This is a genomic window from Luteolibacter arcticus, from assembly GCF_025950235.1.
Classification (GTDB): domain Bacteria; phylum Verrucomicrobiota; class Verrucomicrobiia; order Verrucomicrobiales; family Akkermansiaceae; genus Haloferula; species Haloferula arctica.
Genome location: NZ_JAPDDT010000001.1, coordinates 472,513 through 485,605, shown reverse-complemented (window position 1 = coordinate 485,605; position 13,093 = coordinate 472,513). Strand labels below are relative to the sequence as shown.

At 63.7% G+C, this 13,093-nt stretch carries 16 protein-coding genes and 1 tRNA gene; 2 read left to right on the top strand and 15 right to left on the bottom strand.

The features are described from left to right. Positions 1 to 51: 51 nt before the first annotated feature. The 9 genes from OKA05_RS01950 to OKA05_RS01910 all read right to left on the bottom strand — a co-directional run bounded on the left by OKA05_RS01950 (position 52) and on the right by OKA05_RS01910 (position 5,388). Positions 52 to 888, bottom strand: coding sequence for a hypothetical protein (locus OKA05_RS01950; RefSeq protein WP_264485404.1), 837 nt, complete (start codon positions 886 to 888; stop codon positions 52 to 54). Positions 889 to 1,178: 290 nt separating this feature from the next. Further along, complete coding sequence (locus OKA05_RS01945) at positions 1,179 to 1,592, bottom strand: hypothetical protein (protein ID WP_264485403.1); 414 nt, start codon at positions 1,590 to 1,592, stop codon at positions 1,179 to 1,181. Between the two features lies 1 nt (position 1,593). Then, the gene (locus tag OKA05_RS01940; protein ID WP_264485402.1) at positions 1,594 to 1,938 is read right to left on the bottom strand and encodes a hypothetical protein; all 345 of its coding nucleotides are present in this window, start codon (positions 1,936 to 1,938) and stop codon (positions 1,594 to 1,596) included. Position 1,939: 1 nt separating this feature from the next. Beyond that, on the bottom strand, positions 1,940 to 2,704 hold the full coding sequence (locus OKA05_RS01935; RefSeq protein ID WP_264485401.1) for a 3'-5' exonuclease: 765 nt from the start codon (positions 2,702 to 2,704) through the stop codon (positions 1,940 to 1,942). A 60-nt stretch (positions 2,705 to 2,764) separates the two neighbouring features. Beyond that, positions 2,765 to 3,532, bottom strand: a complete 768-nt coding sequence (locus OKA05_RS01930) for a phage replication initiation protein, NGO0469 family (RefSeq protein WP_264485400.1) — start codon at positions 3,530 to 3,532, stop codon at positions 2,765 to 2,767. A 28-nt stretch (positions 3,533 to 3,560) separates the two neighbouring features. Further along, complete coding sequence (locus OKA05_RS01925) at positions 3,561 to 3,764, bottom strand: hypothetical protein (protein WP_264485399.1); 204 nt, start codon at positions 3,762 to 3,764, stop codon at positions 3,561 to 3,563. Further along, positions 3,764 to 4,924: a YdhT family protein gene (locus tag OKA05_RS01920; RefSeq protein ID WP_264485398.1), complete on the bottom strand. Its 1,161-nt coding sequence runs from the start codon at positions 4,922 to 4,924 to the stop codon at positions 3,764 to 3,766. Before OKA05_RS01920 ends, OKA05_RS01925 begins: the two co-directional genes overlap by 1 nt. Further along, entirely contained in the window at positions 4,921 to 5,181 is a 261-nt protein-coding gene (locus tag OKA05_RS01915; RefSeq protein ID WP_264485397.1) for a hypothetical protein, read from the bottom strand. Before OKA05_RS01915 ends, OKA05_RS01920 begins: the two co-directional genes overlap by 4 nt. Before the next feature lie 18 nt (positions 5,182 to 5,199). Then, on the bottom strand, positions 5,200 to 5,388 hold the full coding sequence (locus tag OKA05_RS01910; RefSeq protein ID WP_264485396.1) for a hypothetical protein: 189 nt from the start codon (positions 5,386 to 5,388) through the stop codon (positions 5,200 to 5,202). Positions 5,389 to 5,438: 50 nt separating this feature from the next. Here OKA05_RS01910 and OKA05_RS01905 point away from each other — a divergent pair, with 50 nt between their 5' ends. Next, complete coding sequence (locus OKA05_RS01905) at positions 5,439 to 5,987, top strand: helix-turn-helix domain-containing protein (RefSeq protein WP_264485395.1); 549 nt, start codon at positions 5,439 to 5,441, stop codon at positions 5,985 to 5,987. Positions 5,988 to 5,998: 11 nt separating this feature from the next. Then, positions 5,999 to 7,153 (top strand): tyrosine-type recombinase/integrase, encoded by a 1,155-nt coding sequence (locus OKA05_RS01900; RefSeq protein ID WP_264485394.1) that lies wholly within the window; start codon positions 5,999 to 6,001, stop codon positions 7,151 to 7,153. Positions 7,154 to 7,245: 92 nt separating this feature from the next. Here the strand turns inward: OKA05_RS01900 and OKA05_RS01895 are convergent. The 6 genes from OKA05_RS01895 to OKA05_RS01870 all read right to left on the bottom strand — a co-directional run bounded on the left by OKA05_RS01895 (position 7,246) and on the right by OKA05_RS01870 (position 12,973). Then, positions 7,246 to 7,322: transfer RNA gene (locus OKA05_RS01895), tRNA-Asp, on the bottom strand. A gap of 105 nt (positions 7,323 to 7,427) precedes the next feature. Further along, entirely contained in the window at positions 7,428 to 8,360 is a 933-nt protein-coding gene (fabD, locus tag OKA05_RS01890) for an ACP S-malonyltransferase (RefSeq protein WP_264485393.1), read from the bottom strand. A 13-nt stretch (positions 8,361 to 8,373) separates the two neighbouring features. After that, a complete protein-coding gene (locus OKA05_RS01885; protein ID WP_264485392.1) occupies positions 8,374 to 9,483 on the bottom strand; it encodes a glycerate kinase in 1,110 nt (369 codons plus the stop codon). A 13-nt stretch (positions 9,484 to 9,496) separates the two neighbouring features. Next, positions 9,497 to 10,207 (bottom strand): YebC/PmpR family DNA-binding transcriptional regulator, encoded by a 711-nt coding sequence (locus OKA05_RS01880; RefSeq protein WP_264485391.1) that lies wholly within the window; start codon positions 10,205 to 10,207, stop codon positions 9,497 to 9,499. Positions 10,208 to 10,433: 226 nt separating this feature from the next. Then, positions 10,434 to 12,500 (bottom strand): xanthine dehydrogenase family protein molybdopterin-binding subunit, encoded by a 2,067-nt coding sequence (locus OKA05_RS01875; RefSeq protein WP_264485390.1) that lies wholly within the window; start codon positions 12,498 to 12,500, stop codon positions 10,434 to 10,436. Further along, entirely contained in the window at positions 12,497 to 12,973 is a 477-nt protein-coding gene (locus OKA05_RS01870; RefSeq protein ID WP_264485389.1) for a (2Fe-2S)-binding protein, read from the bottom strand. Before OKA05_RS01870 ends, OKA05_RS01875 begins: the two co-directional genes overlap by 4 nt. Positions 12,974 to 13,093 lie beyond the last annotated feature (120 nt).

Here is a 13,093-nt window from a genome sequence, read left to right as displayed (position 1 = left end):
GTGCCGGTCACAACCAGCCATGGAAAGACCGGCACCGGCGGCGCTGGGAAATCAGCGGGTGGAAACGACGGGTTTGAGGGTGACGCGCAGGCCGAGACCGAGACCGATCGCCTCAAGGTCGGCACCATCGGCGTGCAGCCCTTTGAGGAATGCCAGCAACTCGCGGCGTTTCGGCTCGATGGTCACCAGCATCGGCGCTTCGGCGGCAAGGCGGGCGATATCGACAACCTCAAAGTCCGGTTCGAACTTCACGCCGCCCGCGACACGCGTCGTCGCCACCACCGCCGATTGCGCCATGCGCTCACGCTGCGCGGCCTGCCGTTCTTCCTCGGCGCGGGCAGCCGCAGCCTCGGCCTCACGGGCTTCCTGCTTCGCAGCAATGGCCGCTTGGATGTTCGTCGCCTCGGCGGCCTTCCGCTTCGCGTCCTCGGCTTCGCGCGCGGCACGCTCGGCGGCCTCCCGGGCAAGACGTGCTTCTTCAAATTTCCGGCGCTCTTCCGCCTCGGCCTTCCGCTTCTCCTCAGCCTGCTTGGTGGCGAATGCACCGACGCACAGCTTGAGCCGGTTCTCTTCGGCAGTGACGACATCGATGTAGGCCTTCGCCGCGGCATCGATCTTGCGGCCGAGCTCGATGATCGGCGCTTTCGCTTCCGTCCGCGATTTTTCGACCGAGTTCCGGAAGGCCGCAAGATGGCGGATGTGAACGTGAGCGGCGGCGGATTCGTCAACGCTGCCGACCTGGGTAATGCCAGCGGCGGCATGGATCAGGGCGACCTTGCGGGCGTCGGTCTCGGCTGAGACGGAGAGTGTGTAGCCCGCGCCTTCGAGCGAGAGGATCGTCGTCAGATCGGCGGCGGGGTCGGCAATGGATTCAGTGATGGTGCTCATGAGAATGATTCGTCAGGTGCCAGGGGCTCGCGGGATTCCAGCGCGGCCGAGTTGGACATGGCCGGTGCACACGCACTGGCCTTCGTTAAATTGTCGTCGCCACCGTGAGTGGCAGGTCATGCAAGACCCCGGCGGCGGGGCGAGCAGCTTGTCGCGCTGCGCTTTTGCTTCGGCGGCAAGCGTCGCCGCTATGCTGCCCGGCCGCGGGATGTCCGCCGAAAGCGGCTTGCGGCGCGCGAGCCGAATATGCGGGGGAGCCAGGGGAGGAAGGTAACCGTCATCGGGCTCGGTTAGAACGGTTCCGTCGGCGTCGTCGGCGGCGGGAAGATCGGTAGGGCGAAGAGATACAGCGGCCGTTCCGGCTCCTTCGGTCGGCGAATCGCCACCCATGCCCGCTCGCTGCGCGGGTCCGGATCCGGGATCACGCAAAGCTCCGTGTTCAGGCCTTGCAGCGCCGAATGCCACACGAGTTCCTCCGGCGTCGCGTTGAGCGGTGCTCGCGGCACGTCCTCGCCGGATGTCGAGGAGAGCGACCGCGGGAGGATCTCCGACGGTTGGTCGAAGGGCGTGATCTCCGGCTTGTCGGGGCCGATCTTCAGCCCGCCCGCTAGCGGCTTTTTTGCGGCCGGTGCCGCCGCCCCCGGTTGGACAGGAGCGGCAGCCTTGCCGGACTTCGCCGCGAGAATCTCGGCAATGGTCGGCATCTTAGGCAGTCTCCTTTCCGTTCTCGCCGCCGTCGTAGATCGCAGCTTCGGACAGTTCGCAGATGACGAGAGCAAAGGCGGTGAACCCCCACCCATGCCACACCAGAACGAAGACCATGGTGTAGCCGACGCCATGGGACAACCAAGCAGGCAGGGATCGCCCCCGCAGTCGGAGCTTTTCCTTCGCCTCGTTATTAGCGGCGATCAGGAAGATCAGGACCGCGAAGAACCAAGTAACAAAGGAGAGCAATCTACCCGCTCCGGTGACGTTGTTAACAGCCAACCAGACCAGTAGGCCCAGCGCGGCATTGCTGAGCATCCATCGGAGAACACGCTTCAGTTTCATCTTAGTAGTCGTCGGGGTCGCCGACGGATGCGGGTTGAGGAACGGCTTCCTTCGATGCGGTCGCCACGTCGGGGCAACCAGCATCGAAGCCCATGCGCTCGGCGACGCGAGCGGTCAGCATCACGTCGTTCTCGAGGTAGCGAAGAGCCGCCTCGACATCGAACTTCAGCAGGTCGGCGAACTGTCCGCCGCTGCCCGTCTTCGCGCCGACGCCGAGGAACTTCGCCACGGTGTCGAGCGAGATGAACTCGGTGCGGTCGCCGAGCTGCCATGCCTCCATCAGGTCGATGGACCCGGCGAAGCTCCGGCCGTTGGACCGCGGCGGAGGCAGGATGCCAAGCGACCACGAGCGGCGGAACAGGAACGGCAGATCGAAGCGGTTGGAGTTGTGACCGATCAGGATCGTGCGGTTGCCGATCATCGTCCAAAACCAGCCGATGATTTCAGCCTCGCTGTCGAAGCCGTCGCCTTGAATGGCATGCAGGTATTCGCCATCGATCAGCGCGCCGATCGCCAGCACCCGGCCGGTGAGCGGTGACAGCGCCGCTTTCTCGATCCACGCCGCGCGCTTCTGCTCGATCGCCTCCGCGATCTTCGCCGGGTCCTTGTAGTTGGCGGGCGCTTCGAACTCGGGCATCAGCGCTTCGAGCTCGGCGACTGGTCGCGGGCCCGTCTCAATGTCGAACACGACGATGCCAGGTTCACGCGGTGCGGACGGCTGCGGCGATGGGCCGAGCGTGCCGGCGTCTTCAAAATTGGAGATCATGATAGAATGATGGTGGTGGAAATGGCGGGAGGGATCGGACCTCCCGCCGTAATTCCAGGGTTAATAATCCGCTTCGGGTTCCGCCTCGGGCTCGGCGGCCGTCGTGCCTTCGAGCAACGCCTTCACTTCCTCGAGCGCCGCCTTCAGCCGCTTGTCGTCGGCCGTCGGTTTCGGCTGGCCCTCGGCTCCGCACTTCGGAAGCCACTTCTCTAGCAGCGCGAGCACGGCGTCTTGGTCGAGGTCACCGAGATCGACGCCCTTGTGCTTGCCGACGTGAACCTTGCACTTCTGCCACGGCTCGCGGGCTTCGGCCGCATCGGGCGCTTTCTTGTAGGTGGCATCCTTGCCGCCGCTGCCGCCCGACCCGCCGCCGCTATCGCTCTTCTGCTCGCGGTCCTTGAGACGGACGTACTTGCCGCCTGGCTTCATCGGGGACTCGTCGGGCTTGATCAGGACGATGTTCGCGTAGGTCTCGTTGTCCTTGTGCGTGTGGTCGATCATGAGCTTCGCGCCCATGCCGATCAGGCTCTCGGTATCGAACTCCTGCAGCTCCTGCGCCGTCAGGTCGCGGCCGAGCAGCTTCTTGATGTCCTTCCGGAAGTTCGCCTTCTCATTGAGGGAGGGCGAATAGAGGCGGCTGCGAACCGTGAAGTTGTCGCCGTTCTCCATCTTCTCCTCGGTCTCAAAGACGAGGCGGAATTCCTCCTTCACGCCATACTCGGTGTCCCGCTTCTTCAACGGGGTCACGTCGACGATCACGGCCTTAACGGGGGATTCGGTTTCGGGGTGCGGCGTGAATTCGCCGGTTTTCTTTTCGCTCAGTTTCATAGGATTCGTTTGTTGGAAATGCCCGGGCTCAAACCCGGGGATGGGTGTAGAACATTCGGTCTTCCTCGCGCTCACGGAGGCGGCGCGACAGACGGAGGCTTGCGAACGTGATCACGACCGAGGCACAGGCCGCTCCGATCGCCGACTTGGGCGCTTCGCAGGTCGCGAAGATCACGACCGCAACGGCGCACCACGCTGCGACGATCAGGCCGAGCACGATGATGGCTTTCATCAGTCGACCTTCACGAGTTCTCCGGCTTCGCTGACCTGATACCAGGTGTCGGCCTCGATGCCGTTTTCACCGACGTAGCCGACAGCGACCCGGATCCGGGTTCCATCGTGCCAGGCAAGGGCGATCGCACCGTTGGTCCCGGCCTTCGCTCGTGAGAGGAGGCCGGCGGATACGGCGATTGAGTCGTTGCCGGACGCTGCGAGACGCGAGGCGTAGCCGGACGCTGCGAGCTGCGAGTCGTTGCCGGACGCTGCGAGCTGCGAGGCGTTGCCGGACGCTGCGAGCTGCGAGGCGTTGCCGGACGCTGCGAGACGCGAGGCGTAGCCGGACGCTGCGAGCTGCGAGGCGTAGCCGGACGCTGCGAGCTGCGAGGCGTAGCCGGACGCTGCGAGACGCGAGGCGTTGCCCTCAACAGGGTGCGCAGGATCATTGTCCTTCTTGGCTTCTTCAGCGATCCGGGCGACCTCGGCGTTGATGTGCTTCGGCTGGCAGAACAGCGCACACAGTCCCTCGGCCAGCGAGACCAGCTTGCGGACAATCCCGCTCTGGAACTTCACCTTGCAACCGACACGGGCGAGAGTGGTCTTGTCGGTCACGACCAGCATTGCCTGGGCATCGATATCCCAATTGAGAAGATTCCAGTCGCCGTCGAAGTTGCCTTCCTCGAGCCCGTGAAGACCGGCGCCACATGAGATGCGAGGATCGAAGCCGCCGATGAAGTCGTAAGGCTTTTCACCCCATGCGGGATTCCAGCTTTCCGGCGCATGCACCGGGCCGGACTCGGGCCATGGAAATCCGCCGTAGCCGACAAGCTGGCCGGCCTCGTTGCGGGTGCAAGTGCGAAGGATTAGCACCTCGTTTTCGGGGGCGATGATCACTTCGGGGATCGTTTCGCCGGTGGGTTGCGCCTTGTCGGCGGATGATTTTGGTGGCATTGGTTTGTCGTGTTGAGGCCCTTCGGGGCCGGTGCTCATGCCCTCGGTCGTTCCAGCGGCCGGGGGCAAAATCGTTTCTAGGTCGCCGCGGTTGCAGGTGAACTCGTTGCCGTCATCCAGGCGGACCTTGATCACGCCGCCGAACTCGATCGCGATGATCGCGCCGCGCTTGTTGTAGTGCGCGGAGTGGTAGCTGTGGACGCGGTCGCCGAGGTTCAAGTTCATCGGCGGCGGCGTTTGGTTGCAGATTCGTCAATCAGCTTCTCCACATCGCACCGCCGATAGCGGACGTTCTTCGGGGTCAGCTCGATCCGCTCGAGTCCCCTGCCCTCCAAGGTCCGCACGTCGCACTTGGTGAGTGCTGCGACCATCTCGGGATACATCAGGTCCATCTCGGCGAACTGCTGGGCAGCGAGCTCGCGGGCGGCCATGCGAAGGAGCTGCTGCCGCTCCTCTGGTTCGAGTTGGTCGAGGGTGATCAAGGAAGGAGGCGGTGGGGATCAGCCTTCGGTGGTCGCAGCGGCGGGCTCCGGGGCCGGTTGCGGTGGAAACTCGATCTTCCCCTCGCGGAGCAGATCGAGAGCGGTCGCCAAGAGTTCGCTGCCGGTGTCGGGGACACTCCGCCCTTGGCGAGCGGCTTCGGCTTTCACCTCGCGGTGGACTTCGTCGTGAATGAGCAGCTTCTTCATGTCGGTGACGCCAAGTCACCATAGGGACTAAAAGTCCTCAAGGGAATTTGTTGAATAAAAGTCCCAATTGTTCGTCAATCCCCGGTCCATCAAGGTTTTCGACCCCAAAAAATATGCAGGTCACAGCTCAAGTAATCGAAAAGATCATCCGAGGGATGAAGGATCGGGGCAATATGAGCCAAACCGCGCTCGCCGAAAAACTCGGCGTCGATCGCTCTTACATTTCAAAGCTACTAAGGGGCATCTATCCAACGATCCCTGACGCTCAAGCGATTAAGATCGGCGAGATCTTGGAAATTCGCTTGGTAAAACTCCGCTTTGTAGGAGGGGAAGTTTCCAGCACCGCCCTGCAACTCACGCAGATGGCCGAGGAGGATGCTGCGTTTTCCAGCGTCTTGGAGGCTCTTGTTCTACTGAAAGGCGGCGATGCCAAAAAGGCTTTCCTGCCGTCCGTCAGCACGGAAGCACTCAAGGTGATCGGCGAGGAGATCACCCGAGTGGTGATGCGCTGGGAAGATCACCAGGACCCGCACTATGCGAAGATCGGAGCCGAAACGCTGGGTTTCCTTCGCGATTTCTATCAGAAGGGCGAATTCTAATCTCGGCCAGCATGCCAGTTCGCCAGAGCCTCAAGGTCGGCCGAATCACGGTTGAAATCTACCCGTGGCAGCATCCCACCGGCCGCGATTACTGGCGTTGGGATTTCACGGATCCCGACACCTCGAAGCGCCGGCAGCTCACCGCATCCACGCCGGAGAAGCTCAAGGAGAAGATCGCCAAGCAACTTCACGGCGGGGAAGTCGTCGACGTTCTCGCACCGGTGGTGAAGGCGCGGCTTGCCCGCATCCTCAAGGCGGATCCGACGCTGCGGCTGCTGGAGGAATTCATGGAGTGGAAGACTCGCCAGCATCCAGACGTGACGCTGCATGCCGTGGTCGCCGAGTTCCTCGCCATCAAGGAGGCGAACCGCGGGGCATCGGAGCGCAATATCCGATCACTGCGCGGCGACCTGGGGAGCCTCAAGGCGCACTTCCACGAGGCGAAGGGGATCGGCGCCGTGACCGTGAAGGATCTCGAGGAATGGCTCGCGAAGTCGGCGCACCTGTCGGCAAAGCGCCGGCGGAATCTCCGTGGCGCGGCGGTGACCCTTTTCCGCTGGGCCCGCAAGCGCGACTACCTCCCCGACAAGACCACCGCGGCCGAGAAGCTCGAGCGTCCCAAGGTGGTGCGGAAGGTGCCGCCGACGTACACCGTCGGCGAAATGCGGAAGCTACTCGATGCCTGCCCGCCTGAGTATCGATCGTGGCTGGTCCTCTCCGGCTTCCACGGGCTCCGCTACTCGGAATTGTTCCCTCCCTACGGCTCCGAGAAAAGCCCGCTGGCCGGCGAGGACATCAACCTCGACCGCGGGCTGATCATCGTCCGGGCTGAGACCGCCAAGATGGACGAACGGCGCGTGATCAAGCTCCACGACAACGCGGCGGCCTGGCTCTCTCCCCTACCCTCCGGCCGGCTCACGCCCACGCGTCCGCCCAACAAGAAGCTGAAGCACGAGGACGCGCTCACGACGCGGCTCGGCGAGCTCGTCGGTGGATGGAAGCCCAATGGCCTGCGGAACAGCTTCATCAGCTTCCGCGCGGCGCTGGTCGGGCTCGCGCAAACCTCCATGGAAGCCGGGAACAGCGAGGCCGAAGCCCGCAAAAGCTACAACGACGCCAAGTCCCGGGAGGAAGCGGAAGAGTGGTTCGCGCTGCTCAATCCGTAGAACACGGTAGAACACTGCGGGCACCGGGCAAAAGAAAGCCCCGTAAGTCATTGCGACTACGGGGCTTTTAACCTTTGGCCACTCGTAAAGAGTGGCGGAGCGGACGGGACTCGAACCCGCGACCTCCGCCGTGACAGGGCGGCATTCTAACCAACTGAACTACCGCTCCACTGGTAGTTTCTCTTGCGCGCCGCCGGTTGCTTGGTGCCCCGTGCGGCGTGCGCGGAAGCTAGGTACGTGCCCGGCCCCGCGCAATACCTAATTTGACTTTTTCTTACCTTTGGGAGAGGGCCTCGACGACCGCTTCCAAGGACGCCAGATCCTCGACGGAATGCACCGTCGCATCCTTCTCAATCTTCGCCACCAGGCCCGCTAAAACCTTTCCGGGACCGAGCTCGATGAAGGTGCGGTGGCCCTTTTCCACCAGCAACCGGATCGATTCCGTCCAGCGCACGGAGCCCGTCACCTGCTTCTCCAGCATGCTGCGGATTTCCGCCGGTTTAGACACCACCGAAGCACCGAAATTGCAGACGACGGGAAGCACCGGTGACTGGATCGCGACGCCCGCCAGCTCGGCGGCCAGCTTGTCCTGCGCCGGCTGCATCAGGCGGCTGTGGTAGGCACCGGCGACGTTCAATTTGATGGCGCGGCGGATGCCGTGGTCGCGGGCCTTTTCCACCGCGGCATCGATGCCGGCGACGGTGCCCGAGAGCACGATCTGGCCGGGGGCATTGAAGTTCGCGACATCCACGTCGCATTCCGCGGCCAATGCCTTGACGGCGCCTTCCTCGCCGCCGATCAGAGCGGCCATCGAGCCCTGCGTCGCTTCGCAGGCTTCCTCCATGAAGAGGCCACGGCGCGCGACGATCCTTAGGCCATCTTCGAATGAGAACGTGCCCGCAGCCGAGTGCGCGGTGAATTCACCTAGCGAAAGACCGGCCGCAGCCACCGGATTCAGGCCGCCCACGCGCTCCTTCAGCAGCGCCAGCGCGACCAACCCGTGGAGGTAAAGCGCCGGCTGGCAGCGGGATGTGCGGGTGAGTTCGTCATCCGGGCCCTCAAACATGATCTGCGAAAGACCGAAGCCCAATGCCTCATCGGCCTGGCGGAACAACGCTCGCGCCGTCTCCGATGCCTCGTGGAAGTCCTTGCCCATGCCCACCTTTTGGGCGCCCTGTCCGGAGAAAAGTAGAACGACGTCGCTCATGTCGCCGCCTGTCCTAGCGGGCGGCCAACCCGCGGAGCAAGCTTGCATGATCCGCGACGAGGCGGGTCACCAGCTCCGGCGCGCGCGAAATCGACTCCGCAACCGGCAAGCCGAAGCTTTCCAGCGAGAGGCAGGCATCAAACAACGGGCGCGCTACATCCTCGATCCGCCCCGCGACGGCGACCACGGGGATCCCCGCTGCCTTGGCCATGGCGGCGACCCCGGCGGGCCCTTTGCCACCGAGCGTCTGGGCATCGAGCGAACCCTCACCGGTAACCACGAGATCGGCCGCCTTCAAACGCTCAGCCATTCCAAGCGCCTCCGCCACCAGATCGAAGCCGGGGACGAGTTCGGCTCCCGCAAAGCGCATGAGACCGAAGCCAAGTCCTCCCGCGGCACCTGCCCCGGGAGTCGCTGCTTCGACTTCTCCGCGGGAAATTGCGGCCAGTTGCGAAAGCACGGCATCGAGGAAGGCCACGTCTTCAGATGAGGCGCCCTTTTGGGGACCAAAGACCGCCGACGCGCCACGGGGACCGGCAAGCGGATTGTCCACATCACAAGCGACGACGACTTTCGGCAGGGAGACTATCTCCGAAATATCGATGGCACCGAGGCGGGCCAGATCCGCAGGCACGGGCTCAAGCACCCTGCCCCGTTCATCGAGAAAACGAACCCCAAGCGCCGCCGCCATGCCGGCCCCGCCGTCATTGGTGGCACTGCCGCCGATGCCAACAAGCAGGCGGGATGAGCCCGACACTTCGATGGCATGGCGCATCAGTTGGCCGGTGCCAAAGGTGCTGGAGAGCCGGGGATTTCGCTCCTTTGCCGGAATTCTCCAGAGGCCACTCGCGGCTGACATCTCCAGCACGGCCACGACCTCGCCATTGCTACGATAAATGCCGTAGCTCGCTTCAACGTGGCGTCCCAGCGCATCGGCACACGGAGCGAAAACCCGCTCCCCACCGCTGCCCGCGAGCATGACATCGACGAAGCCTTCCCCGCCATCGGCGATGGGGCAGATGTCGATGGTCCAGTCCTCCGGCAAGCCAGCGCGGATCGCTTCACAAGCTTCCGCTGCGCCCAGCGATCCCTTGAATTTGTCGCAGGCCAGCAGGACGCGCATCGCGGCAAATCGGTCAGGCGAGATTGGTGAAGACGACCTGCACGTCGTCATCGTCTTCGATCTTCTCAAGGATCACTTCCACCTCGGCCATCTGCTCCTCGGTGAGCTCGATCGGCTGGGTCGGGATGCGCTCCAAGCTGGCCTTCTTGGTGGTGATGCCGAGCTTTTCCACCGCAGCCGTGAGATCGGCGAAACTGGCGTATTCGCCAATGGCGCGGGCGATGCCGTCTTCCAATGCAAGCTCTTCCAAGCCGCCATCGATGAGTTCCATTTCGATCTCTTCGAGGTTCATCTCCGGCGTCACTTCGAACTCCACCACGGCCTTGCGGGTGAACATGAAGTCGAGCTGGCCGCTGTTCACGATCTGTCCGCCGTTCTTGTTGAAGATGGTCTTCATGTTGACCACCGAGCGGTTGGTGTTGTCGGTGGCGCACTCGATGTAGAAGAGCGAGCCGTGAGGGCCCTTGCCCTCGTAGGCAACTTCCACGATGTCCGCGGCGTCCTTGCCGGCGGCGCGCTTGATGGCGGCGTCGATCTTGTCCTTCGGCAGGTTCTGGCCCTTCGCATTGGCGATGGCGAGGCGCAGCGGAGCATTGGCTGCCGGGTCCGGGCCGCCGTTCTTCGCAGCCATAGTGATGGATTTGGCGAGCTTGGGGAAAACGCGGGACATGGTGTCCCAGCGGGCTTCCTTGGCTCGGCGTCGGCATTCGAAGGCGCGTCCCATAATACTTGGAGAATTTCTTGGCTGGGCGGGATTGAAGCGGATCGGCGGAATCGGGCAAGCCCGGGCTTGCGACGGAGTTCCGGCCTCTCGTTTGTAGCGGCGTGTCTATGACCGTCGCACTTAAACGGCACGGGCCGCATCCCTGTGGGTGCAATTCGGGAGATACGATTCGAAAGTCTCACGATGCGGCTTGTTGCCGCCAGTTTCCGACGGTCGCAGACCGACGCTACATTTCCGGCAGCATCGGCATCGCCCGCGGCCGTTTGCCAGTTGCGGCAAAGACCGCACTGCCGATTGCCGGGGCGATGGCCATGATCGGGCACTCCCCTGCCCCGGCCGAGGGCAAATCCTTCCGATTCACCAGCACGATCTCGATCGGCGGGACGTCGGAGAAACGAGGCACGCGATAGGTGGAAAACGCGGGGTTCAGGATCTTCCCGCCGCCAAACTGGATCGCCTCGAACAACGCGCCGCCCAGCCCCATGACGATGCTGCCCTCGATCTGGTTCTTGAGATGCACCGGGTTGACCACCGCGCCGCACTCGAAGGCGGCGACGATGCGGACGACCTTCACCTCCTTGCCCTTCACTTCCACCTCCACGCAATTGGCGATGTAGCCGCCCTTGTCGATGCCGCAGGCGATCCCACAATGCCCCTTGCGATCCTTCCAGCCGAAGCTCGCGGCAGCCGCTTCCAAAACCGCGCGCAACCGCTCGTTCCTGAGATTCTTGAGACGGAATTCCAGCGGATCGATGCCGGCCGCCGCGGCGAGTTCATCCATCACGGATTCGCGGGCGAAGCCATTCGCCGCCGCCGCGAGCCCGCGGTAGGACCCTTGCCGCAAGGGCGACTTGCTGCCGTGGCTGCGGACATTTTTCGCGGGCACGTCATAGGGCGTCTCGATCGCCGCACCGCCGGAGTTGTGATTGTGAAAGTCCCAGGCAAGCAGCTCGCCCTCGCCATCGATGCCAGCCTTCACCTCGATCACGCCAGCCGGGCGGAAATACGCCCAGATGAATTCCTCCTCACGCGTCCACACGAGCTTCACCGGCTTGCCCGCGACCTTGGCGAGCCGTGCCGCCTCAACCGCAGCCTCGCCGCTGTGCTTGCCACCGTAGCCAGAGCCGGTGTCGGGCACGATCACCCGCGCCTTGTCACCCGGCAGGGAGAAGGCCTGCATCAATTCGTCCTTCACGCCGAAGGGCCGCTGCGTCCCGGTCCATGCGGTGACTTTCCCGTCCTTCCACTCCGCCACGCCCGCGCGAGGTTCGAGCGGGGCGTGAGCGATGAACTGGACGGTGTAGGTCTGCTCGACGCGATGCGCGGCGGACTTTAATGCCTCATCCACTGCACGGCCCGCATCGCCGCGGTCGATGTCGTTCTTGAGGATGGAAAACAGCTCCTTGTTAGAAGGACCTTCGCCGCCGTCCCACTCCGCCTTGAGAGCCGCAAGGGCCTTCTCCGCCGCCCAGGAAGATGGAGCCACCACCCCCACGAAGTCGCCATCCCGCACCACGGTCACGCCTTCCATCGCCTTCGCCGCGGAATCGTCGAGGGTCTTCAATTTCGCCCCGTAACGCGGTGGCCGCAGGACCTTGCCGTATCCCATGCCGGGAACGCTCAGGTCGCTGGTGTAGTCGTGCTTGCCGGTGACAAAGTCCCGGCCATCGACCTTCGGAACAGAGGTGCCAGCGACTTTCCAGTCACTGGCGGGCCTGAGCTTCACGTTGTCCGTGACCGTGGCTAACAGCTTCTGGCCCTTCATCAGCTCGGAATAGCTCACTGGCGGAAACAAGGGCGGCTTTCCCAACGGTTGATGAAGCACCTTCCCGTCCCTCGCCACCACATGCCGGTCGGTCATGCCCCACTGCTTGACCGCCAAATCGATCAGCGCTTCCCGCGCTGCGGCGGCTGCCTTCCTCAAATGCAGCGCCATGTCCGGCGTGCTGCGACTGCCGAAGGTGCCGGCGTCGAACGGCACCAGATCGGTGTCGGCCATGATCATCCGGATCGAGGAAACCGGCACTTCCAGTTCTTCCGCCACTGCTTGGGCCAGCGAGGTGCGGATGTTCTGCCCGACCTCCGTCTTGCCGGTGAAAACCTGCACCGTGCCATCTTCCCCGATGTGGATCCAGGCCGACACCTCCATCGGTCGCGGTCCCCCGCCACGTCTGCCGCGCCTTTCCTGCGCCGACAGCGGATCGCTGAGATAAACGGCGAGGATCCCGCCGCCGAGGATCTGGAAGAACCGGCGGCGGTTGAAAGCGAGCATTGCGGTGTCGGTGTCGTTCATCGGGTAGCCAGGGTTTCAGAGGCTCGCTTCACGGCATCGCGGATGCGGTTGTAAACCCCACAGCGGCAAATGTTGCCATCCATCGCTTCAAGGAACTGTGCCTCGGTCGGCTTCGGATGCTTCTCTAACAGAGCGACCGCCGACAGGATCATCCCGCAGGTGCAATACCCGCACTGGAGGGCATCGGCATCGAGGAAGGCCTGCTGGACGGGATGCAGCGCATCCTCTTTCTCCGCGAGTCCCTCGATGGTGCGGATCTTGCGCTCCGCCACACTCCCGACGTCAGTGATGCAGGAGCGGACCGGCTTTCCATCGACCAGCACCGTGCAGGCGCCGCACTGGCCCTCGCCGCAACCGGCCTTGCAACCGGTCAGGCCGAGTTCATCCCGCAGGATGGCGAGCAACTGCCGCTCGCCATCCGCTTGCAGCGGGACGTCGCGACCATTGATGTGAAGACGGGAAATCGTTGCCATGGCTCAAAGGCTGACCCTTGCCCGGATCGGGCGGGGATCAAGGTGAAACCTGCCGGCCCCACCCATGGTTGCGCCATTCCGCAAAACGAAGCGGGGCAGGCAGCAGGGCCCCATGAAAAG